This is a genomic window from Pseudomonas oryzihabitans (assembly GCF_001518815.1).
In the GTDB taxonomy this organism is placed as follows: domain Bacteria; phylum Pseudomonadota; class Gammaproteobacteria; order Pseudomonadales; family Pseudomonadaceae; genus Chryseomonas; species Chryseomonas oryzihabitans_E.
This window is the reverse complement of sequence record NZ_CP013987.1, coordinates 4,730,056-4,754,095: the sequence shown is the minus strand read 5'-3', so window position 1 is coordinate 4,754,095 and position 24,040 is coordinate 4,730,056. Positions and strand designations below refer to the sequence as shown.

Here is a 24,040-nt window from a genome sequence, read left to right as displayed (position 1 = left end):
TAGGTGAGGGCGGGCCTCAGTCGAGCGCCGCTTCGAGATCGAGGCGGCAGAGTCGCGGACGCAGCTGTTGCAATTGCGCCCGGCTATCAGCGGTGACGGGTAGGGCTTCCAGGCACTGGCGGCGCGCCTGGAGGATCTCCAAGGCCAGCTGTGGCTCCCAGCGCGCCAGCAAGGCGCCGTGTTCGGCATCCAGTGCGGCGAGCTGGAGCTGTGCCAATTCGAATTGGCGAGCCTGGATCAGCAACTGGACGCTGGCCAGGTCCCAGAGCAGACGCTGGCGCTCGCCCTGGGCCTGACGGCTGTTGTGCTGAAGGCCACGCACGGCGCTTCTGAGTCCGTTGCTGCGCCACTCCGCCAGGGCTTCGGCGAGGGCTTCCGCGCAGGCGTCCCGATTCGCTTCGCCTGGTGCGGCTACAGGTTGCGCCGCGGGCGCGGTCGCCGTCACCAGACCGGACAGCCAGAGCCGGGTCTGGGCATCGGCAAAGGGCTGGCCGTCGTGAAAGGCCAGGGCTTCGATGCCTGGCAGTCGCTCCAGAAGCAGCACCAGCGGCCACTCGATTTCCCGGCAGGCACCCGTGGCGCCTAGACTCTGCAGGCATTCCCAGGCCAGGCGCTGACCATCCAGCCAGAAGGGTGCGCGCGCCAGGCTGGCCTCCAGCTCGCCAAGCAGCACCACGACGTCGCCGGCCGCCTGACGCTCTTGAAAGAGCCTCAGGCGATCAGCTGGCAGGCCACGCAAGCCAGTGACACCCTGGGCGTCGTGAGCGGGCAGGCTATCGATACCGCTCCACAGCAGGGCGCGATTCAGCCGCAGGGCACGGTGATCACCGGCGCGCTGGCCCAGCCACCAGCCATTCAGGTTGCGGGCGCCTTCCTGGAGCTGGCGCAGGAGGCGATGGGCATCCTTGTCCGATTCGAGCGGACCTGGGGCTATCGGAGTGGATACGTTTGCGGTGGACGGGGTATCGGTTTTGGTCGATTCAGCCGGTGCGCTGGATTGAGCCTGCCGCCGCAGCTGCTCGTCCAACCGCCGAATCAGGGGCAGCAACAGCGGCGCTATCTCGTCCAGCCGGGACTGCAGCAGCGTTTCCAGCTGATCGAGCTGGGTGCTGAAGGTCTGCAGCCAAGAGGTCTCGAGTGCATTCAGGGTGGCGGTATCGAACAGCCTCTCCAGACGTGTCTGTAGCCAACCGAGGGCTGCCGCGCGAGTGCGCTCCTTGCGGGGATGCAAGGCTTCCCAATGGCGCTCCAGCAGACGTTCGAGCTGGGCCAGACCTGCTTCCAGACCAGTCCAGCTTTGGGTGCGTTGCAGCGCCCAGGTCAGCCAGACGGCGACGCGCAGATCCTTGGAGTGTTCACGCAGAAAGACCGTCGCCTGTTCGACGGTAGCGGCCCAGTCCGGGGTGATGTCGCGATGCAGCGCCTGGGTATCCTGACAGACCGCTTCGAGTCGCTCGAACTCAGGACTATAGCGGCAATCTTCGCCAGCGAAGTTGTTGGCTTCAATGGGTTGATCGATGACCGCTATATAATTGTGGGCGAGCGAAGATAATAAAGTCATCCATGACCTCGTGGGTGTTGAAGTTCTAATCCTTGAACTTCTTCGGGCGAAAACCACCGGAGTAGTTTTCGCCCAATACTGGGTAGCTAGTGGCACAGAATGTTTGAGACGCCCATCCTAGAGCGGTTCCTTGGGCTTTGGTAGCAAAAATATGTGATCTATAGCTGATTTTTATCGCTAAGCGCGCACTAAAAAATAAGCTTATTTAATGGGGTGACAAAAATTGTCCTAATCAAACCCAGAGAAGTGACAGCTGCTGTCAGTCTTGCAAAAGTTATGGTTTTGACATTTGAAAGTATGGCGTTTGGTTGAGGGAAAATAGTAAGTCGTCAAAGCCACCCATATTCCGCCATCGACAAGGGCTCTCCATCCCCAACGATGAAATGATCCAGCACCCGCACATCGACCAATGCCAGCGCATCCTTCAGGCGTGTAGTGAGCAGACGGTCGGCCTGGCTGGGTTCGGCGATGCCGGAAGGGTGGTTGTGTGTGAGGATGACGGCGGCGGCGTTGTGGGCGAGGGCGCGCTTGACCACCTGGCGGGGGTAGACGCTGGCGCCGTCGATGGTGCCGTGGAACAGCGCCTCGAAGGCCAGTACCCGGTGGCGGGTGTCGAGGAACAGGCAGCCGAAGACTTCGTGGGGTTCGTGGCGCAGGCGCGCCTTGAGATAGTCGCGGACCTGCTGGGGGCTTTCCAGCGCCGAGTCGCGCTTGAGGCCTTCGGCGAGGTGGCGGCGGCCCATTTCCAGCACCGCCTGCAGCTGGCTGTACTTGGCCGGACCGAGGCCGAGGTGGGCGCTGAAGGCGGCGAGGTCGGCTTCCAGCAGGGCTCTCAGGCTGCCGAATTCCCCGAGCAGCTGGCGGGCGAGGTCCACGGCGCTTTTGCCGGCCACACCGGTGCGTAAAAAAATCGCCAGTAGCTCAGCGTCGGTGAGGGCCTGGGCGCCCTGTTCCAGCAGTTTTTCCCGCGGCCGCTCCTGGGCCGGCCAATCCTTGATGCTCATGGGGCGCTCCCTGTCTGGCGGGGCGTCTGCGTCCTGCAGGCGCTGTGCTATCTTAACCGGATCATTCGCGGGTGCGCGCAGGCCTCGATTGGCCGTGCGATGCCCGTTCTAGACGGTTCGAGAACGGAAAGGCTATATGCAGCGGCTCCATCGTAAACGCATCGTGCTGGGCGTCGGAGGTGGCATCGCCGCTTACAAGAGCGCCGAGCTGGTGCGCCGCCTCAAGGATCAGGGCGCCGAGGTGCGGGTGGTACTGACCCGCGGCGGGCGCGAATTCATCACGCCGCTGACCCTCCAGGCACTGTCCGGGCTGCCGGTGCACCTGGATCTGCTGGATCCGGCCGCCGAAGCGGCCATGGGTCACATCGAGCTGGCCCGCTGGGCCGATCTGGTGCTGGTCGCGCCGGCCACCGCCGATGTGATGGCGCGCCTGGCCCAGGGCATGGCGGACGATCTGCTCACCACCCTGGTGCTGGCCACCGATGCCCGGGTTGCCCTGGCACCAGCCATGAACCAGGCCATGTGGCGCGATCCGGCCACCCAGGCCAATGCCGAGCTCCTGCGCCGCCGCGGTATCGCGCTGTTCGGCCCGGCCAGTGGCAGCCAGGCCTGTGGCGACGTCGGCCCCGGCCGGATGCTGGAAGCCACCGACCTGGCCCAGCTCGCCGCCGACTGCTTCCAGCGCCTGGACCTGACCGGTCGCCATGTGGTCATCACCGCCGGCCCGACCCAGGAAAACATCGACCCGGTGCGCTACATCACCAACCACAGCTCCGGCCGCATGGGCTTCGCCCTGGCGGAAGCGGCGGCGGAGGCGGGCGCCCGCGTCAGCCTGGTGAGTGGCCCCGTGCATTTGCCGACGCCCGATCGCGTCGAGCGCATCGACGTGATCAGCGCCCGCGACATGCTGGCGGCCTGCGAGGCGCTAATGCCCTGCGACGTGCTCATCGCCTCGGCGGCGGTGGCGGACTATCGCCCCGAGGTCATCGCGCCGCATAAGCTGAAGAAGGACCCCACCCGTGGCGACGGCCTGCTGCTGGAGCTGGTGCGCAACCCAGACATCCTCGCCACCCTGGCGGGGCGCCCGGATCGGCCCTTCAGCGTCGGCTTTGCCGCGGAAACCCAGAACCTGCTGGAGTACGCCCAGCGCAAGCTGCGCGACAAGAATCTCGACCTCATCGTCGCCAACGACGTGGCCAATCCGGCCATCGGCTTCAACAGCCAAGACAATGCGGTCACCGTGATCGACCGTGGCCTGCACGAGATCCGCTTCGAGCAGACCAGCAAGAGCAAGATCGCCCGCCAGCTCATCGCCCTGATTTCCACCCACCTCAAAGACACCGCTCAGACTCATGCATAGCCTTCAAGCCAAGATCCTCGACCCGCGCCTGGGGCGCGATTTCCCGCTGCCGTCCTACGCCACGCCCGGTTCGGCCGGCCTCGACCTGCGCGCCATGCTGCAGGAGGAACTGGTGCTGGAGCCGGGCCAGACCGCGCTGATCCCCACGGGGCTCGCCATCCATGTCGCCGATCCGTCGCTGGCGGCGCTGATCCTGCCGCGCTCGGGGCTGGGCCATAAGCACGGCATCGTGCTGGGCAATCTGGTCGGCCTGATCGACTCGGACTACCAGGGCGAACTCATGGTCTCCTGCTGGAATCGCGGCCAGACCACCTTCACCGTGAGCATCGGCGAACGTATCGCCCAGCTGATGCTCGTACCTGTGGTGCAGGCGCACTTCGACATCGTCGAGAGCTTTACCGAGACCGAACGTGGTACCGGCGGCTTCGGGCACTCCGGTACCCGCTGACGCCAGATACGCAAGACGCGCCGTGACATAAAGGAGAAGAACGGCATGGCAAGGGGCAAGAACGGCAAGGATGTGCGCAAGACGGCCCCTCGGGTCGCTGCATTGCCCGGCATGGGCGCGGGTCTGCTGCTGGCACTCGCCGGCCTGCTGCTGGCCGCGATGCTGCTGTGGTTCCTGGTGTTGCAGCCGCAGGGCGCACGCAATCAGGAGCAGCAGGCGGATCAGGCCCTGCAGGCCCAGGCCACCTCCCTCAATCAGCTGCTGGTCGGTCTGACGCGACGGCTGCAGGGTGTCGCCGGGGATGCCCTGGTGCTGCAGGCGCTCCAGGGCGATGACCCTGCGGCGCGCGCGGCGGCGGAAAGCCAGCTGCGCCAGCGACTGGGAGTGGTCGACGTCCTGGTGGTGCCGGCCGGCATGCGCCAGATCGAAGACGACCGTCCCGGTCCCCTCAACTATGCCGCGCTCGACTTGCTCAAGCGCCTGGAAAGCGGCCAGCGCACGCCGCCGGAAGCCTATCGTGTGGGCGACCGCTGGCTGGTCTACAGTGCCCAGCCCATTCGCCGTGGCGATCAACTGCTGGGCAGCGCCGTGCTGGTGGAAGAACTCCCGGCCGTCCTGCAGGGCTGGGCCACGCCGCCGGCGACGGTTGGTCAGTGGCGCCTGCTGCAGCAGTTTCCCGGTGGTGGCGTGCAGGTGCTGGCCAGTGGCGGTACCCCCGGTGATCCGGCACTGATGCGCCGGCTCGCCACCGGTAGCCCGCTCTGGACGCTGGAACTGGCACCCGCCGCCGAGGCGGGCGCCGACACCCCGGTGGGCATTCCCCTGGTGGCGCTGCTGCTGGCGCTGTTCGGCCTGCTGGCGGGCTTTTGGCTGTTTTCCCGGGAGCTGTCACGGCGGCTACGTGACGACGTCCGCAGTCTGACGGCCTATGCCGAGGAACTTGAATCGAATCAGATAGCCAAAAGCCCGACCTTGCGCCTGGCGGTAATGGAACCCGTGGCCAAGTCGACGGCCCGATTGGCCAACCGATCGGCCGGGTCGTCGCCGGACCTCTACGCCGCAGCACCTAGTGATGCCGTGGCCAAGACCCTGGCGGAGTTTGCCGACAGAGGCCGCGCTCAGCAGAGCGAGCCGCTGTTCCAGACCACCGACATCCTCGATATCAGTATCCTCGACGAAGACCAGGATCTCCTGGGATTGGAGAAACCCCCAATGAGCACTACCCCGCAAGCCCCCCAACTCAACGCCAGCATCTTCCGCGCCTACGACATCCGTGGCGTGGTGGGTGACTCCCTGACTGCCGAAGCCGCCTACTGGATCGGGCGCGCCATCGGCTCGGAGAGCCTGGCGCGTGGCGAGCCCAACGTGGCCGTCGGCCGTGATGGCCGTCTGTCCGGCCCCGAACTGGTCGCCCAACTGATCAAGGGCGTGGCCGATAGCGGCGCCAATGTCAGCGATGTCGGCATGGTGCCGACCCCGGTGCTCTACTACGCAGCCAACGTGCTCGAAGGCAAGTCCGGCGTCATGCTGACCGGCAGCCACAACCCGCCGGACTACAACGGCTTCAAGATCGTCATCGCTGGCGAGACCCTGGCTAACGAATCCATCCAGCGTCTGCGCGAGCGCATCGAGACCGGCGAAGTAGCCAGCGGCCAGGGCCAGATCAAGCAGGTCGACGTGCTCAAGAGCTACGCCGACTACATCCGCAACGACGTGGTGCTGGCCAAGAAGCTCAAGGTCGTGGTGGACGCCGGCAACGGTGTCGCCGCGGTCAATGCACCCCAGCTGATCGAATCCCTGGGCTGTGAGGTCATCCCGCTGTTCTGCGAGGTGGATGGCAACTTCCCCAACCACCATCCGGATCCGGGTAAGCCCGAGAACCTGGAAGATCTGATCGCCAAGGTCAAGGAAACCGGCGCCGACCTGGGCCTGGCCTTTGATGGCGACGGCGACCGCGTGGGCGTGGTGACCAACGAAGGCAAGATCATCTACCCCGACCAGCTGCTGATGCTGTTCGCCAAGGACGTGGTCTCCCGCAACCCGGGCGCCGACATCATCTTCGACGTCAAATGCACCCGTCGCCTGAACAACCTCATCGCCGGCTACGGCGGTCGTCCCATCATGTGGAAGACCGGCCACTCGCTGATCAAGAAGAAGATGAAGGAAACCGGCGCCCTGCTGGCCGGCGAGATGAGCGGCCACGTGTTCTTCAAGGAGCGCTGGTTCGGTTTCGACGACGGCATCTACAGCGCCGTGCGTCTGCTGGAGATCCTCAGCCAGGAGAAGAGCAGCGCCCAACAGGTGTTCGATACCTTCCCGGTAGACATCTCCACCCCGGAGATCAATATCCAGGTGACCGAAGAGAACAAGTTCGGCATCATCGAAACCCTGCAGCGCGACGCCCAGTGGGGCGATGCCCAGATCACCACCCTGGACGGCGTCCGCGTCGATTACCAGCACGGTTGGGGCCTGGTGCGTGCATCCAACACCACGCCGGTGCTGGTGCTGCGTTTCGAGGCGGAAACCCTCGAGGAGCTGGAGCGCATCAAGACGGTGTTCCGCAAGCAGTTGCTGGCGGTGCAGCCGGATCTGAACCTGCCGTTCTGACCTCAGGTCAGCGGTAGCACAGAGGGCGCCTAGGCGCCCTTTGTCTTTTCTTTGTCGACCTTGAGAGGTGAGCCATGACCCTGAGCCGCGAGGATGCCTCGCACGTCGCCGAGGTGCTGTCCGAGGCGCTGCCCTATATCCGCCGGTTCGTCGGCAAGACGCTGGTGATCAAGTACGGCGGCAACGCCATGGAGAGCGACGAGCTCAAGGCCGGTTTCGCCCGTGACATCGTGCTGATGAAGGCGGTGGGCATCAACCCGGTGGTGGTGCACGGCGGCGGTCCGCAGATCGGCGACCTGCTCAAGCGCCTGTCCATTGAAAGCCACTTCATCGACGGCATGCGCGTCACCGATGCCCAGACCATGGATGTGGTGGAAATGGTGCTCGGTGGCCAGGTCAACAAGGACATCGTCAACCTGATCAACCGCCATGGCGGCAAGGCCATCGGCCTGACCGGCAAGGACGCGGGTCTGATCCGCGCCACCAAGCTCAAGGTCAGCCGGCAGACGCCGGAGATGACCAAGCCCGAGATCATCGACATCGGCCATGTGGGCGAGGTCACCGGGGTCAACGTCGACCTGATCAACATGCTGGTGCGGGGCGATTTCATCCCGGTCATCGCGCCTATCGGCGTGGGTCCGGACGGCGAGTCCTACAATATCAACGCCGACCTGGTGGCGGGCAAGGTGGCCGAGGCGCTCAAGGCCGAGAAGCTGATGCTGCTGACCAACATCGCCGGCCTGATGGACAAGCAGGGCCAGGTGCTCACCGGGCTGTCCACCGAGCAGGTCGATTCACTGATCGCCGACGGCACCATCTACGGCGGCATGCTGCCAAAGATCCGCTGTGCGCTGGAAGCGGTGCAGGGGGGCGTAGAGAGCGCCCACATCATCGATGGCCGGGTGCCCAACGCGGTGCTGCTGGAAATCTTCACCGACGTCGGCGTCGGTACCCTGATCTCCAACCGCAAGCGCTGATCGCGCTGCGGTCGGACGAAAACGGCGCCCCAGGGCGCCGTTTTCATTGCTGGCCCGGACTCACTGCTCCCAGCTGGGCGTGGGCAGCGTCAGCCCGTGCTGGCCGTTGTAGGCGGCTCGCTTGGGTGATTCCCAACCCTCCAGCAGCGCCTCCTCGACCCGGTAGATCTCCACCCCCAGTGGACGACAGACCTTGAGCGGGTCCTCGGCCTCGGGCCCCCACATCGCCAGGGACAGATCGCCACCCGGGCAGGTGGACAGGGCGCAGAGCACGTCGATCTCGGCGAAGAACTCCAGGTAGTCGCCGGGCTTGGCCGGACAGGCCTTCATGAAGTACAGGTCGTCGTGATTCAGGCCGGTGCACTGGAAGATGTTCAGCACGTCGTGCACGTCGAATTCGGTGAGGCCATGGGGCAGCACCGCGCGGGTCAGATTCGAGTGGCAGTGGTGGTGGAAGTCCTCGCCGGTGAGCATCTTGTTGACGTAGGGATCGCAGCGGGTGCCCAGCAGGTCATGCAGGCGGCCGCCGTGTTCGTCGATGCCATAACCAGCCAGGCTGTCGTCGGTGATGGTCAGCAGGGGGCGCAGGAAGGGCAGGTTCGACCAGAGACGATCGTAGGTGCTGACATGGGCACCCTGCAGTTGCCGGGTGCGCGCGGCCCACATCCGCTCGCGTGGGTCCTCGGCGTTCCAGACGTTGAAGTCGCCGACCTGGGGACCGTGCGGAGTGGTGACGCAGAACAGATGGCCCGCCGGCACCTTCCAGGCGCGGCCGGTGCGGATCGGGATCTCGAACTGCTCGATCAGGGTGCGCGCTTCCTTCCTTTCGCGCAGGCGATCATAGAAGGCCTGATCGACCTGCAGGGCGGAACCCTGGGTGGCCTGGTAGGCGGCGGGGTAGTCCTTGTACATGGGCGGTCTCCTCGGTCAGTGCGGCTTGGCGGCGCTGAGCAGGTCCAGCAGCCGGTTTTCGGAATCGTCGAGATAGCTGGCCATGGCCTCCGCCGCCGCCTGCAGGCGACCGGCGCCGAGCAGGTCATGGATCTGGCGGTCGCGCGCCAGCCAGGGGCGCTGGAAGTGTTCTTCGTCGGGAGCGATGGAAAACAGCAGGCGCATCTGCGCGGCGACGTTGGCGAAGAATTCATCGAACAGCGGACTGCCCAGCAGGCCGACGATGTGCTGATGGAAATGCAGGCCGTGGGTACCGAAGGCGCGCCAGTCTTCGCGCGACTGCGCCAGGTCGGCGGCCTCCAGCGCGTCCAGCATGCGATCGGACTGGTACTCGCGCAGCGGTCGGCTGGAGAGGATGGCCTGCACCTCCAGGGTACGGCGCACCTGAAAGATGTCGCGTACCTCGGCCAGGCCCAGGCGGCGCACCATCACGCCCTTGTGGCGCACATAGGTGGCCAGGCCCTCGCGATCCAGCTGGTGCAGGGCTTCGCGGATGGTGTTGCGCGAGGCGTTGTAGGCCCGCACCAGCTCGCTCTCGACCAGCGCCGTACCGGGCAGCAGGCGGCCGCCGATGATGTCTTCGCGCATCTCCTGGAGCAGCTGAATCCCTAGCGGTAGTCCGCTCGCGTCTTTGCCATTCATGGCGGGCTCCTCACCAACCCGTGACGGTATCGGTCTCAGTCCAACGCTGAGCCGTTTCCAACCATCACCAGGCGTGCATCCGATTGTTCAACAATAGGCTGAGGTCGAGACTGCACACTGTGTGCCAAGACAGGAGGAGCTAGCGGTATCGCTGGGCAGGCGATGGAGGGGAAGGGGCCGCTGAGTGGAGAGCGCACAGCCATTACCACGTGAGCGAACGGGCGCCGTCACGGGAAGGTCGAGGGATCGTCGGTGAAGTGGCGTCAGCCGACTTACTGGTCCGTGTCCTGGGTCGCTTCCAGCCGCTGCATGCGCGCACGATCGGCATCGAAGGCGGCGCTGGTAGTGATGCGCAGCTCGGCGTAGCGCTGCAGATCGGCCCGCAGGCGGATCTGATCGGCTGCCATGGCGTCGAGGCGGGCCTGCAGGTCCGCAGGGAGTGCCTGGCCATTGCGCTGGTACACCGCCGCCTGCTCCATCAGTTGGCTCTGCTGCTGGCGCACGGAGTCCAGGGTGGCCTTCTTGATCTGCATCAGGCCATCCAGCTCCGCCAGCTTGCGCGCCTTGGCGCGGTCGACATCCTCGACATTGCTGTAGAGCTTGCGCAGTTGGCCGTCGACCAGCGCCTGCTGGCGCGCTTGCGCCTGGCGGTCGAGTTCCGCGGCGGGCAGGGCCGGGGCGACCTTGCGGATCACCCGGCCCTGTTCGTTGAGGACGTCGTAGCCCTTGCCAGCGTACTCCGGTGGCACACCCTGGCGATCGATGACCAGGGTGCCGTTACGGTCCAGATAGCGATACAGCTCGGCCGCCTGGCCGGCCAGCGGCAGGGCGATGAGCAACAGGCTGGCAGCGGCGCGACGTACGAGCATGACCGTCTCTCCTGGGGGCTGGCGGCTAGATGCCGTATTGAGCGCGATAGTCCTGGACGGCGGGCAGGTGACGCTTGAGCTCGGCGTCCTCGGCCAGGTATTCGAGCACCTGATCCAGAGCCACGATACTCAGCACCGGGATGCCATAGTCACGCTCGACTTCCTGGATGGCCGACAGCTCGCCGCGCCCGCGTTCCTGGCGGTCCAGGGCGATGAGTACACCGGCCGCGCTGGCGCCCTGCGCCTCGATGATCTGCATGACCTCGCGGATGGCGGTGCCGGCGGTGATGACGTCGTCGATGATCAGCGCCCGGCCGGTCAAGGGTGCGCCCACCAGCAGGCCGCCTTCGCCGTGATCCTTGGCTTCCTTGCGGTTGAAGCACCAGGGCGTGTCGCGGCCGTGGTGCTCGACCAGGGCCACCGCCGTGGCGGCTGCCAGGGGGATGCCTTTGTAGGCCGGGCCGAAGAGCACATCGAAGGGCAGGTTGGCCGCGACCAGCGCATCGGCATAGCAGCGCCCGAGGTGGGCCAGCGCCGAACCGCTGTGGAACAGGCCTGCGTTGAAGAAATAGGGGCTGACGCGTCCCGATTTCAGAGTGAATTCGCCAAAACGCAGAACTCCGCGCTCGATGGCGAAACGAATGAAATTACGCTGATACGCCTGCATATAAGTCCTTGCGCGGCTTGTATTTAGCTAAACCGGTTTAGCTCGGGTATCATACATCCACGATTTTTTGGGGGCCATTTATGCGGATCATCAGCTTGAACGTCAATGGTATTCAGGACGCTGTGGAGCGGGGCCTGTTGCCCTGGCTTAAGGCGCAGAATGCCGACGTGATCTGCTTGCAGGATACCCGCGCCTCTTCTTATGACATGGACGATCCGGCCTATGCGCTGGAGGGTTACATCCTCTATGCCTGCGACGCCGAAGTGCCGTCCCAGGGCGGGGTCGCGCTCTATACCCGGGTCCAGCCGAAAGCGGTGATCAGCGGCCTGGGCTTCGAGTCCTGCGATCGCTTCGGCCGCTATCTGCAGGCGGACTTCGACAAGGTCAGCATCGCCAGCCTGCTGTTGCCCTCGGGTAAGCGTGGTGATGAGGATCTGAACATGAAATTCAAGTTCATGGACGACTTCACCCACTACCTGAACAAGCAGCGCCGCAAGCGCCGCGAGTACATCTATTGCGGCTCGCTGTATGTGGCGCATCAGAAGCAGGACGTGAAGAACTGGCGCGACTGCCAGCAGATCCCTGGCTTCCTCGCCCCCGAGCGGGCCTGGATGGACGAGGTGATCGGCAACATGGGCTATGTGGATGCCCTGCGCGAAGTGAGCCGCGAAGGCGACCAGTTCAGCTGGTGGCCCGATAGCGACCAGGCCGAGCACCTGAATCTGGGCTGGCGCTTCGACTACAACATCCTCACTCCGGGGCTGCGCCGCTTCGTGCGCTCGGCTCGGCTGCCGCGGCAACCACGCTTCTCCGAGCACGCGCCGCTGATCGTCGACTATGACTGGACGCTGAGCATCTGATCCGCCCGGTGCCTGAAACGAAAAAACCAGCCCACGGGCTGGTTTTTTGTTGGGTGCCTATTTCACCAGGATCACCGGCAGCGGTACCTGGTGCACCACGCGGTGGGCCACCGAGCCGAGCAGCAGGCCGCTGAGCGAACCCAGGCCGCGGGTGCCCATCACCACGGTGTCCACCTCCAGTCGCCGTGCCGTTTCGCCGATGGTCTCGGCGATGCTGCCGAAGCCCACATGGGTCTGGGCCTCGATACCGGCTTCCAGCAGGGCCGGGCGCGCCCTGACCAGGATGTCTTCGGCCTTGTCCTGCAGGCTGCCCCGCCATTCGCGCAGGATGCGGTCATCGAAGGGCGCGCCGTAGATTTCTGGCTCGTTCTGGACATTGAGCAGGTGCAGGTCCAGCGACAGGCCGGCCTTCACTAGATCAAGGACGTAGCGCAGGGCGTTGTCGGCGCTGGGTGAACCGTCGTAGGCGACCAGGACATTGTGCATGGGGCATCTCCACGAAAGGGGTATGCCTTCATGCTAGACCGCCGACGCTAGGAGCGCTTGATCCGGATCAAGCGCTCCTAGCGCCGGCGACATCAGCGACCCACCCCGTTGCGAGCGGTCTTGGACACCACCTCGGATTCGTCCAGCTTGCTGGCGAACATGCTCACGGCGTCCACGGCCTCACTGGCACCATCACGAATCTGCACGATCACCGCACCGGCCTGATCCGCGAGCTCGACGCCCTTGACCGCCCGGCCCTGGGTGCTTTCCATGCTGGCGACGGCCTGCTGGGTTTCGCTGAGGATTCGACCGATCATCTCGGCGATTTCCGCCGTGGCGCTGCTGGTACGCCCCGCCAGCTGGCGGACCTCGTCGGCGACCACGGCGAAGCCGCGGCCCTGATCGCCGGCGCGGGCGGCCTCGATGGCCGCGTTGAGCGCCAGCAGGTTGGTCTGGTCGGCGATGCCGCGGATGGTGTTGACGATGGCGGTGATCTGCTCGGAGCGCTGGCCCAGCTGGCCGATCACCTCGGCGGACTGGCTGACGTTCTGCGCGATCTCGCGCATCTCGCCTGCCGCGGCCTGGATGATCCGGGTGCCCTGCTCGGCGACTTTTTCGGTCTCCGCGGAGATGTGATAGGCCCGCGAGGCGCTGCGGCCGTCGCTTTCGTGCTTTTCCACCCGCTCGCTGATGTCACTGGCGTACTTGACCACCTTATATAGCCGGCCGGTGGCGTCGTACACGGGGTTGTAACTCGCTTCAAGCCAGATCACCCGGCCGTGCTTGCCCAGGCGCTTGAACTGGCCGCGGAAGAATTCGCCGGCGTTGAGGCGACGCCAGAAGTCGCCGTATTCGTTGCTGTTGACCAGGTCGGGCTCACAGAACAGGCGGTGATGCTGGCCCTGGAGCTCCTTCAGGCTGTAGCCCAGGGTGGCCAGGAAGTTGTCGTTGGCGGTCAGGATGCGCCCGTCCAGGTCGAATTCGATCCGGGCCATGGCGCGGTCCAGGGCCTTGAGCTTGCTCTGGGCTTCGCTGTCGCGCTCGACCTGCTCGGTGACGTCGAGGGCGTATTTCACCACCCTGGCGATCTTGCCGTTGCCGTCGGGGACCGGGTTGTAGCTGGCTTCGAGCCAGAGGGTACGGCCCTGGGCGTCGAGACGCTGGAAGGCGCCGGAGACGTACTCGCCGCGCTTCAGGCGGGCCCAGAAATCGCCGTAGTCGCGGCTCTGGACCACGGCGGGAGGGCAGAGGCGACGATGATGCTGGCCGATCAGGACGTCGGCCCGGTAGCCGGTCAGTCGGAGGAAGTTGTCGTTGGCGCGCAGGATCACGCCGTCGAGATCGAACTCGATCACCGCCATGGAACGCTCCAGTGCCTGGGTCAGGCCCTGGTTGGCGTTCGCCTCGGCTTCCAGCCGAGCGATGGTCTTCTTTAGATGCGCATTGAACATGGCAGAACTCGCTGGCTGGGATAAAGACGTAGCCAGCCTATCGGCTCCAAGCGAGCCGACTTGACGGGACCCGGCGAGCGGTGGAACACGGCGTCTGGACGGCTGTCGCAAACGCGCCGGCCCGGGGCGTAAACAGGCATCTTGGGGTCTGGGGCCGGGCCTACCATCGCGGCCAAGGGGGTGGTTTTCACCGCCACAGACTTTAGGAGCGCCGCGATGTTCAGCAAGCAGGACCAAATCCAGGGCTACGATGATGCGTTGTTCGCCGCCATGGGCGAGGAAGCGCGGCGCCAGGAGCATCACCTGGAACTGATCGCATCCGAAAACTACACCAGCCAGCGCGTCATGGAAGCCCAGGGCAGCGTGCTGACCAACAAGTACGCCGAAGGCTATCCGGGCAAGCGTTACTACGGTGGCTGCGAGCACGTCGACAAGGTCGAGCAGCTGGCCATCGAGCGCGCCAAGCAGCTGTTCGGCGCCGACTACGCCAACGTCCAGCCGCACTCCGGCTCCCAGGCCAACTCGGCCGTCTACCTGGCACTGCTGCAACCCGGCGACACCATCCTGGGCATGAGCCTGGCCCATGGCGGTCACCTGACCCACGGCGCCAAGGTCAGCTCCTCCGGCAAGCTGTACAACGCGGTGCAGTACGGCATCAACACCGACACCGGGCTGATCGACTATGACGAGATCCAGCGTCTGGCCGAAGAGCACAAGCCCAAGATGATCGTGGCGGGCTTCTCCGCCTACTCCAAGACCCTGGACTTCCAGCGCTTCCGCGACATCGCCGATAGCGTGGGCGCCCTGCTGTTCGTCGACATGGCCCACGTGGCCGGTCTGGTCGCTGCCGGTGTCTATCCGAACCCGGTGCCCTTCGCCGACGTGGTGACCACCACCACCCACAAGACCCTGCGCGGCCCCCGTGGCGGCCTGATCCTGTGCAAGGCCAACGCCGACATCGAGAAGAAGCTCAGCGCCGCGGTGTTCCCGGGTGCCCAGGGTGGCCCGCTGATGCACGTCATCGCCGGCAAGGCCGTGTGCTTCAAGGAAGCCCTGGAGCCGGGCTTCAAGACCTACCAGCAGCAGGTGATCAAGAACGCCCAGGCCATGGCCGGCGTGTTCAAGGCACGCGGCTTCGACGTGGTGTCCGGCGGTACCGATAACCACCTGTTCCTGGTCAGCCTGATCAAGCAGGGCATCACCGGCAAGGACGCGGACGCCGCCCTGGGTCGCGCCTGCATCACCGTGAACAAGAACGCCGTGCCCAACGATCCCCAGTCGCCCTTCGTGACCTCGGGTCTGCGCATCGGCACCCCGGCCCTGACCACCCGTGGTCTGGGCGTCAGCGAAAGCGAGCGCGTCGCCGGCTGGATCTGCGACATCCTCGACCACCTCGGCGATGCCGATGTGGAAGCCCAGGTGGCGCGCCAGGTGGCTGCGCTGTGCCGCGACTATCCGGTTTACCGCTAATCGCTGCAATCCTGACGCAACCCCTATCCAACCCCTTTCCCTCTTAGCGGAAAGGGGCGTCGTCTGCAGGAGTCTCCAGATGCAACGCTATTCCGGCTTCGGCCTCTTCAAGCACTCCCTGAGCCATCACGAGAACTGGCAGCGGATGTGGCGCACTCCGACGCCCAAGCCGGCATACGACGTGGTCATCGTCGGCGGTGGCGGTCACGGTCTGGCTACCGCCTATTACCTCGCCAAGCAATTCGGCGTGAAGAACGTCGCGGTGATCGAGAAAGGCTGGCTGGGCGGCGGCAACACCGCACGCAACACCACCATCGTTCGCTCCAACTATCTGTGGGACGAGTCGGCGCACCTCTATGAGCACGCCATGAAGCTGTGGGAAGGCCTGTCCCAGGACCTGAACTACAACGTCATGTTCTCCCAGCGCGGCGTCTACAACCTCTGCCATACCCTGCAGGACATGCGCGATTCCGAGCGCCGGGTCAGTGCCAACCGCCTCAATGGCGTGGACGGCGAGCTGCTCGACACCCGCCAGGTGGCCGAGGAGATTCCCTACCTGGACTGCAGCAAGAACACCCGCTACCCGATCTTCGGTGCCACCGTGCAGCGTCGTGGTGGTGTGGCCCGTCACGACGCCGTGGCCTGGGGCTTCGCCCGCGCCGCCGACGCCCTGGGCGTGGACCTGATCCAGCAGACCGAAGTCACTGGCTTCCGCAAGCAGGACGGCAAGGTGATCGGCGTGGAAACCAATCGCGGCTTCATCGGCGCCCGGCGCGTCGGCGTGGTCACCGCGGGCAACTCCGGGCACATGGCCAAGCTCGCGGGCTTCCGCCTGCCGCTGGAATCCCACCCGCTGCAGGCGCTGGTCTCCGAACCGATCAAGCCCATCATCGACAGCGTCATCATGTCCAACGCGGTACACGGCTACATCAGCCAGTCCGACAAGGGCGACCTGGTGATCGGCGCCGGTATCGACAGCTGGGTCGGCTACGGCCAGCGCGGCTCCTACCCGGTGATCGAGCATACCCTGCAGGCCATCGTCGAGATGTTCCCGATCCTCTCGCGGGTACGCATGAACCGTCAGTGGGGCGGCATCGTCGACACCTCGCCGGATGCCTGCCCGATCATTTCCAAGACCCCGGTGGAAAACCTGTTCTTCAACTGCGGTTGGGGTACCGGCGGCTTCAAGGCCACTCCCGGCTCGGGCAACGTCTTCGCGGCGTCCCTGGCCTCCGGCGAGATGCATCCGCTGGCCAAGCCTTTCTCCATCGACCGTTTCCACACTGGCGCGCTGATCGACGAACACGGCGCAGCGGCCGTCGCGCACTAAGGAGCCCGAGCATGTTGTACATCCATTGCCCCCACTGCGGGGAATTGCGCTCCGAAGAAGAATTCCACGCCGCTGGCGAGGCGCACATCCCGCGTCCGCTGGATCCCGAGGCCTGCAGCGACGCGGAGTGGGGCGATTACATGTTCTTCCGCGACAATCCGCGCGGTCTGCGTCACGAGCTGTGGGTCCACGCGTCGGGTTGCCGCCAGTACTTCAACGCGACCCGTAACACCGAGACCTACGAAATTCTCGAAACCTATCCGATCGGCGAGCAGCCCCGCTTCACCGCCGAGCGAGGAGAGCGCAAATGAGCCAGGTCCATCGACTCACCCAGGGCGGTCGCCTGGACCGCAGCCAGGCCATCACCTTCACCTTCAACGGTCAGACCTACCAGGGCTTCAAGGGTGACACCCTGGCCTCGGCACTGCTGGCCAACGGCGTGGACGTGATCGGTCGCAGCTTCAAGTACTCCCGCCCCCGCGGCATCGTCGCCGCCGGTGCCGAAGAGCCCAACGCCATCATGCAGATCGGCGCCACCGAGGCCACCCAGGTGCCCAACGTGCGGGCGACCCAGCAGGCGCTGTACCAGGGTCTGGTTTCCGCCAGCACCAATGGCTGGCCGAGCGTCAACAACGACCTCATGGGCATTCTCGGCAAGGTCGGCGGCAAGATGATGCCGCCCGGGTTCTACTACAAGACCTTCATGTATCCGCAGAACCTGTGGATGACCTACGAGAAGTACATCCGCAAGGCCGCTGGCCTCGGGCGTGCGCCGACCCAGGTCGATCCCGACACCTATGACAACTTCAACCAGCACTGCGATGTGCTGGTGGTGGGCGGTGGCGCCGCCGGTCTGGCTGCGGCCCTGGCCGCCGGTCGTAGCGGTGCCCGGGTGATCCTGGCCGACGAGCAGGAAGAATTCGGTGGCAGCCTGCTGGACAGCCGCGAGCGTCTCGACGGCGCCCCGGCTGCCGACTGGGCGGCCAAGGCGGTCGCCGAACTGCAGGGCCTGGACAACGTGGTGCTGCTGCCGCGTGCCACGGTCAACGGCTATCACGACCACAACTTCCTCACCATTCACGAGCGGCTGACCGATCACCTGGGTGATCGCGCGCCCCATGGCCAGGTGCGTCAGCGCTTGCACCGTGTCCGCGCCACTCGCGTGGTACTGGCGACCGGCGCCCACGAGCGGCCGCTGGTGTACGGCAACAACGACCTGCCGGGCAACATGGTGGCCGGCGCCGTCTCCACCTACATCCGCCGCTATGCCGTGGCCCCGGGCCAGCGGCTGGTGCTGTCCACCAACAACGATTATGCCTACCGCGTGGCGCTGGACTGGCTCGAAGCCGGTCGCCAGGTGGTGGCCGTGGCCGACGCGCGTCCCAATCCGCGCGGTGCCTGGGTCGAGGAAGTGCGCAAGCGTGGCGTGCGCGTCATGGGCGGAACGGCCGTGAGCGAAGCCCGCGGCAACACCCGCGTGACCGGCGCCAAGATCGCCACCATCGACCTGACTGCCTTCCGTACCCTGGGTGGCGGCGAGTGGCTCGACTGCGACCTGATCGCCACCTCCGGCGGCTACAGCCCGGTGGTCCACCTGGCCTCGCACCTGGGCGGTCGTCCGCTGTGGCGCGATGACATCCAGGCCTTCGTACCCGGCCCGGCCCCGCAGAAGCGTGTCTGCGCCGGTGGGGTGAACGGGGTCTTCGCCCTGGGTGACGTCCTCGCCGATGGTTTCGAGGCCGGCGCTACCGCGGCGGCTGAAGCGGGTGCCAAGGTCGTCAGTGGTGAACTGCCCCAGGCCGAATTCCGCCAGGAAGAGCCGAGTCTGGCGCTGTTCCAGGTGCCCCACGACAAGCCGTCGTCGCGGGCTCCCAAGCAGTTCGTCGACCTGCAGAACGACGTGACCGCCGCTGGTATCGAGCTGGCCTGCCGCGAGGGCTTCGAGTCCATCGAGCACGTCAAGCGCTACACCGCCATGGGCTTCGGTACCGACCAGGGCAAGCTGGGCAACATCAACGGCCTGGCCATCGCCGCCCGCGTGCAGAGCAAGGCCATCCCGGAAGTCGGCACCACCATGTTCCGCCCGAACTACACGCCCATCACCTTCGGCGCCATCGCCGGACGGCATTGCGGCCACCTGTTCGAGCCCAAGCGCTACACCGCGCTGCACGCCTGGCACCTCAAGCAGGGCGCCCTGTTCGAGGACGTCGGCCAGTGGAAGCGTCCCTGGTACTTCCCCAAGGCGGGCGAGGACCTGCATGCCGCGGTCAACCGCGAGTGCCTGGCCGTGCGCCGTAGCGTCGGTCTGCTCGACGCCTCCACCCTGGGCAAGATCGACATCCAGGGCAAGGATGCGCGCGAGTTCCTCAATCGCGTCTACACCAACGCCTGGACCAAGCTGGACATCGGCAAGGCCCGTTACGGCCTGATGTGCAAGGAAGACGGCATGGTCTTCGACGACGGCGTCACCGCCTGTCTCGGCGACAACCACTTCCTGATGACCACCACCACCGGCGGCGCCGCACGCGTCTTCGAATGGCTGGAGCTCTACCACCAGACCGAATGGCCGGAGCTGGAGGTGTACTTCACCTCGGTCACCGACCATTGGGCGACCCTGACGCTGTCCGGTCCCAACAGCCGCAAGCTGTTGGCCAAGCTGACCGACATCGATCTGGACAACGCCGCCTTCCCCTTCATGGCCTGGAAGGAAGGCCAGGTGGGTGGGGTGCCGGCACGGGTGTTCCGTATCTCCTTCACCGGTGAACTGTCCTACGAGATCAACGTGCCGGCCAACTACGCCATGGGCGTACTGGAGCAGGTGGTCGCCGCGGGCAAGGAGTTCGACCTCACCCCCTACGGCACCGAGACCATGCACGTACTGCGGGCGGAGAAGGGCTTCATCATCATCGGCCAGGATACCGACGGTTCGGTCACGCCGCAGGACCTGGGCATGGGCTGGGCGGTCAGCCTGAACAAGAGCTTCTCCTTCGTTGGCAAGCGCGGCATGCATCGCCAGGACTGCGTCCGCGAGAATCGCAAGCAACTGGTCGGCCTCAAGCCGCTGGATGCACGCGATGTCCTGCCGGAGGGTACGCAGCTGGTGTTCGAACGCAACCAGCCGATCCCCATGGACATGGTGGGCCACGTGACCTCCAGCTACTACAGCGCGACCCTGGGCTACGGCTTCGCCATGGCCATGGTCAAGGGTGGTCTGGGCCGCATGGGGCAGACCGTCTACGCCCCGCTGGCCGACGGCCGCTACATCGCTGCCGAGATCGTCTCGCCGGTGTTCTACGACCCCAAGGGTGAGCGGCAGAACGTCGCCTAACGAGGATAGCGCCCCCATGAACAACATCAATGTGTACGACCAATACTCCGCCAAGGCGCGCGCCGAATCCCCGCTGTTCCATGCCGAGCTGAGCAAGCTCGCCGGACGGGGCCCGGCCACCGCCGGGGTAACCCTGCGCGAGCGGGCCCTGCTAGGTCACCTGGTGCTCCGTGGCGATGCCCATGACGAAGGCTTCACCGGCGCCGTGCAGAGCGTGGTCGGCCTGGAAGTGCCCGGTCCGCTGGCGATCACCCAGAAGGGCGAGAGCTCGCTGCAGTGGCTCGGTCCGGACGAATGGCTGCTGGTCGTGCCCGGTGGCAGCGAATTCGCCACCGAGCAGGCGCTGCGCCAGGCCCTGGGCGAGCGCCACGTCGCCATCGTCAACGTCGGTGGCGGCCAGACGCTGGTCGAGCTCAAGGGACCCAAGGTGCGTGAAGTGCTGATGAAGTCCACGTCCTACGATGTCCATCCGGACAACTTCCCGGTAGGCAAGGCAGTGGGGACGGTATTCGCCAAGTCCCAGCTGATCATCCGCCACACCGCGGAGGACACCTGGGAGCTGGTGGTGCGCCGGAGCTTCGCCGACTACGTCTGGCTGTGGCTGCAGGACGCGAGTGCCGAGTACGGACTGCGCATCGAGGCCTGATCACGGCCTACGTTCAGTCCCGTTCTAGCGAACCCGACCTGCGTGACGCGCAGGTCGGGTTTTGTGGTTTTGGCTTCATCTCTATGCAAAGGAATTCAACATGAGCCGCACGCCCGATACCTGGATTCTCACCGCCCAGAGCCCGAGTCGCCTCGGCACCGTGGACGTGGTCACTCGCTATCTCTTCGAGCAGGGCTGCTATGTCACCCAGCACCACAGCTTCGATGATCGCGAAGCCCAACGCTTCTTCATCCGGGTGGAATTCCAGGTGCCCGGCGATTTCAACGAGGGGCTGTTCCGCGTCGGCCTCGACCTGCGCTTCACCCCCTTCGACATGACCTTCGAGCTGACCCCGCCGGCCTATCGGGCCAAGGTCGCCATCATGGTCTCCAAGGCGGACCACTGCCTGAACGACCTGCTCTATCGCCAGCGCATCGGCCAGTTGCCCATGGACGTGGTGGCGGTGATCTCCAACCACCCCGACCTGGAGCCCCTGGCGGCCTGGCACGGCATTCCCTATCACCATTTCCCCCTGGATCCCCAGGACAAGCCGGCCCAGGAGGCCAAGGTCTGGCAGGTGCTGCAGGAAACCGGTGCGGAACTGGTGATCCTCGCCCGCTACATGCAGGTGCTGTCGCCCGAACTCTGCCGCCGCCTCGATGGCTGGGCGATCAACATCCACCACTCCCTGCTGCCGGGCTTCAAGGGCGCGCGGCCCTATCACCAGGCCTACGCCAAGGGCGTCAAGCTGGTGGGCGCCACCGCGCACTACATCAACAACGACCTCGATGAGGGCCCCATCATCGCCCAGGGCGTCGAGTCCGTGGACCATGCCCACTATGCCGAGGACCTGGTGGCCCGCGGCCGTGACATCGAGTGCCTGACCCTGGCGCGCGGGGTGGGCTATCACCTGGAGCGCCGCGTCTTCCTCAATGCCGGGCGGACGGTGGTGCTCTAACCCTTCTCGCTATCCCTCCTGGCAGGCTGCGAGATCGCCAAGGCGTTCGCAGCCTGCCTGGCCTGCGCCACCTCGATCATCTTTCCTATCAGCTCGGCAGCGCACCTATCAGGCGCTGCCCGGAGACGTTCGCGCGTCCTTTGGCCGTACCAGACGAACAGCGTCAGGCTGGGTGATGGCCGGGATAGAGAGGTAGCTATGGATGAGGAGAGGGGGCCGGGAAGGGAGCCTGGCTGGCTCTGCCGGCGGGGGGAGCAGGAGGGCGGGGCGCACCCGCCTCCGCAGGGGGGAGGCGGGCGGCGGGGCAGGCGATCAGCCCGCCTGGGACAGGGTGGAGCGCACGGCGGGCGGGGCGACGTCTTCGCCGGCCTTCTCCAGGTTCTTGCCCAGCAAGGCGTGGTAGAGCTCCTTGTCACCGAGGATGCCCACGGCACGGCCATCGGTCTCCAGTACCAGCTTGTGCCCGGTGTGGTAGCGGATCTCCAGGGCATCGCGCATACGGATGTCGGCCGGTGCCAGGGTCGGTTGACGCTGCAGGCTGGTGACCGGCATACCCGGGGTCCAGCGTTGCAGGGCCAGGCTTTCGCCGCCGCGGCGCAGGGCCTTGACCGTCTGGTTTTCCAGGGCCAGCCAGATGTCGTGGCTGCGCTCCAGGCAGATCTCGTTGCCTTCACGACCGCACTTGTCCAGGCCACGCATCAGGCTATAGCCGCTGAGCACGTTGAGCGGATTGGTGTGGGCGACGAAGGTGCGTACGTATTCGTCCGCCGGATTGAGCACGATGTCCTCGGGGCGGCCGTGCTGGATGATGCGGCCGTCCTTCATGATGGCGATGTTGGTGCCGATCTTGAGGGCTTCGTCCAGGTCGTGACTGACGAAGACGATGGTCTTGTTGACCTTGGCCTGCAGCTGCAGCAATTCGTCCTGCAGCTGCTGGCGAATGAGCGGGTCGAGGGCGGAGAAGGGTTCGTCCATCAACAGGATGTCGGCATCCATGGCCAGGGCGCGAGCCAGGCCCACGCGCTGCTGCATGCCGCCGGAGAGGGAGTCGGGCTTCTTGTTGCGCCACTGGGTCAGGCCGACCAGTTCCAGCTTCTCGTCAACCAGCTTCTTGCGCTCGGCGGCCGAGCGACCCTGCATCTCAAGACCGAAGCCGACGTTCTCGGCCACGGTCAGCCAGGGCATCAGGGCGAACTTCTGGAACACCATGGCGATGCGGGTGGTACGCATGTCCTTGAGTACCGCGGGCGAGCAGTTGGCGATGTCCACTTCGCTGCCTTTGTGCTCGATCAGCAGCTTGCCGCGACTCACGGTATTGAGGCCGTTGATGCAGCGCAGCAGGCTGGACTTGCCTGAGCCGGACAGGCCCATCAGCACGCAGATCTCGCCCTTCTGGACCTCCAGGCAGGCGTCCTCGACGCCCAGCACCTGGCCGGTTTCCTGGAGGATATCGCTGCGGCCCTTGCCCTGGTCGAGCATTTCCAGGGCGCGCTTGTTCTGCTTGCCGAAGATGACGTCGACATGTTCGAAACGAATGGCGGTCATGACTTATTTAACCTCGCGTGGGGCGGGTTGCTTGCACACCCGGTCGAGCAGGATGGCGATCAGGACGATGGACAGTCCCGCCTCGAAGCCCAGGGCGATGTCCGCGGTGTTGAGGGCGTTCACCACTGGCTTGCCGAGGCCGTCGGCGCCCACCAGGGCAGCGATCACCACCATGGACAGCGACAGCATGATGCACTGGGTGATACCGGCGCCGATGCTGGGCATGGCGTGGGGCAGTTCGATGCGGGTCAGCAGCTGCCAGCGCGAGCAGCCGAAGGCCTTGCCGGCGTCCATCAGCTCGGCGGGAACGTCCTGGATGCCCAGGCAGGTCAGGCGGATCGGCGCGGCCACGGCGAATACCACCGTGGAGATCAGTCCGGGCACTACGCCCAGGCCGAACAGAGTCAGGGTCGGAATCAGATAGACGAAGGTGGGGACCGTCTGCATCAGGTCCAGGACCGGGCGCAGGCCGGTGTAGAACCAGGGTTTGTGCGCGGCGATGATGCCCAGCGGCACGCCGACGGCGATGCAGACCAGGGTGGCGAAGACCACCTGGGCCAGGGTTTCCATGGTTTCCTGCCAGTACCCCAGATTGAGGATCAGCAGCAGGGAGATGAGGGCGAAGATCACCAGGCCGATGCTGCGTTGCAGCAGATAGACGCCCACCGCCACCAGCGCGATGAAGGCCAGCGGGTTGAACCACATCAGGCCGGCGGTGAGGCCATGGATAAGGCCGGACAGCACATCGGAGATCTTGTCGAAGACGCTGGCGCCATGCAGCGTCAACCAGTCGATGAAGTCGGCGATCTGCTGACCGAGAGGGAGTTTGTGGTCTGTTATTAACATAACGGTGCCCGTCAGGTAGGAGTGGACAGGTCGA

20 protein-coding genes and 2 pseudogenes are annotated in these 24,040 nt (G+C 65.4%); 11 read left to right on the top strand and 11 right to left on the bottom strand.

Annotated elements, in window-relative coordinates; all coding sequences use genetic code 11:
* Positions 1–16: 16 nt before the first annotated feature.
* Positions 17–1,561: a type VI secretion system protein TssA gene (gene tssA / locus APT59_RS21630; RefSeq protein WP_059316724.1), complete on the bottom strand. Its 1,545-nt coding sequence runs from the start codon at positions 1,559–1,561 to the stop codon at positions 17–19.
* 329 nt (positions 1,562–1,890) lie between these two features.
* On the bottom strand, positions 1,891–2,565 hold the full coding sequence (gene radC / locus APT59_RS21625) for a RadC family protein (RefSeq protein ID WP_059316723.1): 675 nt from the start codon (positions 2,563–2,565) through the stop codon (positions 1,891–1,893).
* 136 nt (positions 2,566–2,701) lie between these two features.
* Here radC and coaBC point away from each other — a divergent pair, with 136 nt between their 5' ends.
* The 4 genes from coaBC to argB all read left to right on the top strand — a co-directional run bounded on the left by coaBC (position 2,702) and on the right by argB (position 7,957).
* On the top strand, positions 2,702–3,925 hold the full coding sequence (gene coaBC, locus APT59_RS21620; protein WP_059316722.1) for a bifunctional phosphopantothenoylcysteine decarboxylase/phosphopantothenate--cysteine ligase CoaBC: 1,224 nt from the start codon (positions 2,702–2,704) through the stop codon (positions 3,923–3,925).
* Positions 3,918–4,373 carry a dUTP diphosphatase gene (dut, locus tag APT59_RS21615; RefSeq protein ID WP_059316721.1) on the top strand — a complete coding sequence of 152 codons (456 nt, stop codon included), beginning with the start codon at positions 3,918–3,920 and terminating at the stop codon, positions 4,371–4,373. The genes coaBC and dut overlap by 8 nt, the downstream gene beginning before the upstream one ends.
* A gap of 1,212 nt (positions 4,374–5,585) precedes the next feature.
* Complete coding sequence (gene algC, locus APT59_RS22645; protein ID WP_217266002.1) at positions 5,586–6,980, top strand: phosphomannomutase/phosphoglucomutase; 1,395 nt, start codon at positions 5,586–5,588, stop codon at positions 6,978–6,980.
* A gap of 74 nt (positions 6,981–7,054) precedes the next feature.
* Positions 7,055–7,957, top strand: coding sequence for an acetylglutamate kinase (gene argB / locus APT59_RS21605; protein WP_059316719.1), 903 nt, complete (start codon positions 7,055–7,057; stop codon positions 7,955–7,957).
* 60 nt (positions 7,958–8,017) lie between these two features.
* Here argB and APT59_RS21600 read toward each other — a convergent pair whose 3' ends face one another.
* The 4 genes from APT59_RS21600 to pyrE all read right to left on the bottom strand — a co-directional run bounded on the left by APT59_RS21600 (position 8,018) and on the right by pyrE (position 11,086).
* On the bottom strand, positions 8,018–8,869 hold the full coding sequence (locus tag APT59_RS21600) for an urea carboxylase-associated family protein (RefSeq protein ID WP_059316718.1): 852 nt from the start codon (positions 8,867–8,869) through the stop codon (positions 8,018–8,020).
* A gap of 15 nt (positions 8,870–8,884) precedes the next feature.
* Positions 8,885–9,550 carry a GntR family transcriptional regulator gene (locus tag APT59_RS21595; RefSeq protein WP_059316717.1) on the bottom strand — a complete coding sequence of 222 codons (666 nt, stop codon included), beginning with the start codon at positions 9,548–9,550 and terminating at the stop codon, positions 8,885–8,887.
* A 272-nt stretch (positions 9,551–9,822) separates the two neighbouring features.
* Positions 9,823–10,419: a hypothetical protein gene (locus tag APT59_RS21590; RefSeq protein WP_059316716.1), complete on the bottom strand. Its 597-nt coding sequence runs from the start codon at positions 10,417–10,419 to the stop codon at positions 9,823–9,825.
* Positions 10,420–10,444: 25 nt separating this feature from the next.
* Positions 10,445–11,086, bottom strand: a complete 642-nt coding sequence (pyrE, locus tag APT59_RS21585) for an orotate phosphoribosyltransferase (RefSeq protein WP_059316715.1) — start codon at positions 11,084–11,086, stop codon at positions 10,445–10,447.
* An 80-nt stretch (positions 11,087–11,166) separates the two neighbouring features.
* On the opposite strand from pyrE, the gene APT59_RS21580 reads away from it, so the two are divergent.
* A complete protein-coding gene (locus tag APT59_RS21580) occupies positions 11,167–11,946 on the top strand; it encodes an exodeoxyribonuclease III (protein WP_007160046.1) in 780 nt (259 codons plus the stop codon).
* Positions 11,947–12,003: 57 nt separating this feature from the next.
* Here the strand turns inward: APT59_RS21580 and APT59_RS21575 are convergent, their stop codons facing one another.
* From APT59_RS21575 to APT59_RS23075, 3 genes and pseudogenes are all read right to left on the bottom strand, one after another.
* Entirely contained in the window at positions 12,004–12,432 is a 429-nt protein-coding gene (locus tag APT59_RS21575; protein WP_059316714.1) for a universal stress protein, read from the bottom strand.
* A 92-nt stretch (positions 12,433–12,524) separates the two neighbouring features.
* Positions 12,525–13,001, bottom strand: a pseudogene (locus APT59_RS23080) (methyl-accepting chemotaxis protein); the annotation flags it as partial.
* Between the two features lie 159 nt (positions 13,002–13,160).
* Positions 13,161–13,793, bottom strand: a pseudogene (locus APT59_RS23075) (PAS domain-containing protein); the annotation flags it as partial.
* Positions 13,794–14,099: 306 nt separating this feature from the next.
* On the opposite strand from APT59_RS23075, the gene glyA reads away from it, so the two are divergent.
* The 6 genes from glyA (at position 14,100) to APT59_RS21540 (ending at position 21,615) form a co-directional block, all read left to right on the top strand.
* On the top strand, positions 14,100–15,353 hold the full coding sequence (gene glyA / locus APT59_RS21565; protein ID WP_059316712.1) for a serine hydroxymethyltransferase: 1,254 nt from the start codon (positions 14,100–14,102) through the stop codon (positions 15,351–15,353).
* Between the two features lie 79 nt (positions 15,354–15,432).
* On the top strand, positions 15,433–16,683 hold the full coding sequence (locus APT59_RS21560) for a sarcosine oxidase subunit beta family protein (RefSeq protein ID WP_059316711.1): 1,251 nt from the start codon (positions 15,433–15,435) through the stop codon (positions 16,681–16,683).
* 11 nt (positions 16,684–16,694) lie between these two features.
* Positions 16,695–16,994: a sarcosine oxidase subunit delta gene (locus APT59_RS21555; RefSeq protein WP_059316710.1), complete on the top strand. Its 300-nt coding sequence runs from the start codon at positions 16,695–16,697 to the stop codon at positions 16,992–16,994.
* The gene (locus APT59_RS21550) at positions 16,991–20,011 is read left to right on the top strand and encodes a sarcosine oxidase subunit alpha (RefSeq protein ID WP_059316709.1); all 3,021 of its coding nucleotides are present in this window, start codon (positions 16,991–16,993) and stop codon (positions 20,009–20,011) included. Before APT59_RS21555 ends, APT59_RS21550 begins: the two co-directional genes overlap by 4 nt.
* Positions 20,012–20,027: 16 nt before the next feature.
* Entirely contained in the window at positions 20,028–20,657 is a 630-nt protein-coding gene (locus APT59_RS21545) for a sarcosine oxidase subunit gamma (protein WP_059316708.1), read from the top strand.
* 100 nt (positions 20,658–20,757) lie between these two features.
* Positions 20,758–21,615: a formyltetrahydrofolate deformylase gene (locus APT59_RS21540; protein WP_059316707.1), complete on the top strand. Its 858-nt coding sequence runs from the start codon at positions 20,758–20,760 to the stop codon at positions 21,613–21,615.
* 312 nt (positions 21,616–21,927) lie between these two features.
* On the opposite strand, the gene choV is transcribed toward APT59_RS21540, so the two are convergent.
* Complete coding sequence (gene choV, locus APT59_RS21535) at positions 21,928–23,160, bottom strand: choline ABC transporter ATP-binding protein (protein ID WP_059316706.1); 1,233 nt, start codon at positions 23,158–23,160, stop codon at positions 21,928–21,930.
* A 3-nt stretch (positions 23,161–23,163) separates the two neighbouring features.
* Complete coding sequence (gene choW / locus APT59_RS21530; protein ID WP_059316705.1) at positions 23,164–24,006, bottom strand: choline ABC transporter permease subunit; 843 nt, start codon at positions 24,004–24,006, stop codon at positions 23,164–23,166.
* Between the last annotated feature and the right edge of the window lie 34 nt (positions 24,007–24,040).

What these genes read in the sequence shown, in the direction of transcription:
- tssA (WP_059316724.1), bottom strand. Translation starts at nt 1,561, where the DNA reads ATGACTTTATTATCTTCGCTCGCCCACAATTATATAGCGGTCATCGAT.
- radC (WP_059316723.1), bottom strand. Translation starts at nt 2,565, where the DNA reads ATGAGCATCAAGGATTGGCCGGCCCAGGAGCGGCCGCGGGAAAAACTG.
- coaBC (WP_059316722.1), top strand. Translation starts at nt 2,702, where the DNA reads ATGCAGCGGCTCCATCGTAAACGCATCGTGCTGGGCGTCGGAGGTGGC.
- dut (WP_059316721.1), top strand. Translation starts at nt 3,918, where the DNA reads ATGCATAGCCTTCAAGCCAAGATCCTCGACCCGCGCCTGGGGCGCGAT.
- algC (WP_217266002.1), top strand. Translation starts at nt 5,586, where the DNA reads ATGAGCACTACCCCGCAAGCCCCCCAACTCAACGCCAGCATCTTCCGC.
- argB (WP_059316719.1), top strand. Translation starts at nt 7,055, where the DNA reads ATGACCCTGAGCCGCGAGGATGCCTCGCACGTCGCCGAGGTGCTGTCC.
- APT59_RS21600 (WP_059316718.1), bottom strand. Translation starts at nt 8,869, where the DNA reads ATGTACAAGGACTACCCCGCCGCCTACCAGGCCACCCAGGGTTCCGCC.
- APT59_RS21595 (WP_059316717.1), bottom strand. Translation starts at nt 9,550, where the DNA reads ATGAATGGCAAAGACGCGAGCGGACTACCGCTAGGGATTCAGCTGCTC.
- APT59_RS21590 (WP_059316716.1), bottom strand. Translation starts at nt 10,419, where the DNA reads ATGCTCGTACGTCGCGCCGCTGCCAGCCTGTTGCTCATCGCCCTGCCG.
- pyrE (WP_059316715.1), bottom strand. Translation starts at nt 11,086, where the DNA reads ATGCAGGCGTATCAGCGTAATTTCATTCGTTTCGCCATCGAGCGCGGA.
- APT59_RS21580 (WP_007160046.1), top strand. Translation starts at nt 11,167, where the DNA reads ATGCGGATCATCAGCTTGAACGTCAATGGTATTCAGGACGCTGTGGAG.
- APT59_RS21575 (WP_059316714.1), bottom strand. Translation starts at nt 12,432, where the DNA reads ATGCACAATGTCCTGGTCGCCTACGACGGTTCACCCAGCGCCGACAAC.
- glyA (WP_059316712.1), top strand. Translation starts at nt 14,100, where the DNA reads ATGTTCAGCAAGCAGGACCAAATCCAGGGCTACGATGATGCGTTGTTC.
- APT59_RS21560 (WP_059316711.1), top strand. Translation starts at nt 15,433, where the DNA reads ATGCAACGCTATTCCGGCTTCGGCCTCTTCAAGCACTCCCTGAGCCAT.
- APT59_RS21555 (WP_059316710.1), top strand. Translation starts at nt 16,695, where the DNA reads ATGTTGTACATCCATTGCCCCCACTGCGGGGAATTGCGCTCCGAAGAA.
- APT59_RS21550 (WP_059316709.1), top strand. Translation starts at nt 16,991, where the DNA reads ATGAGCCAGGTCCATCGACTCACCCAGGGCGGTCGCCTGGACCGCAGC.
- APT59_RS21545 (WP_059316708.1), top strand. Translation starts at nt 20,028, where the DNA reads ATGAACAACATCAATGTGTACGACCAATACTCCGCCAAGGCGCGCGCC.
- APT59_RS21540 (WP_059316707.1), top strand. Translation starts at nt 20,758, where the DNA reads ATGAGCCGCACGCCCGATACCTGGATTCTCACCGCCCAGAGCCCGAGT.
- choV (WP_059316706.1), bottom strand. Translation starts at nt 23,160, where the DNA reads ATGACCGCCATTCGTTTCGAACATGTCGACGTCATCTTCGGCAAGCAG.
- choW (WP_059316705.1), bottom strand. Translation starts at nt 24,006, where the DNA reads ATGTTAATAACAGACCACAAACTCCCTCTCGGTCAGCAGATCGCCGAC.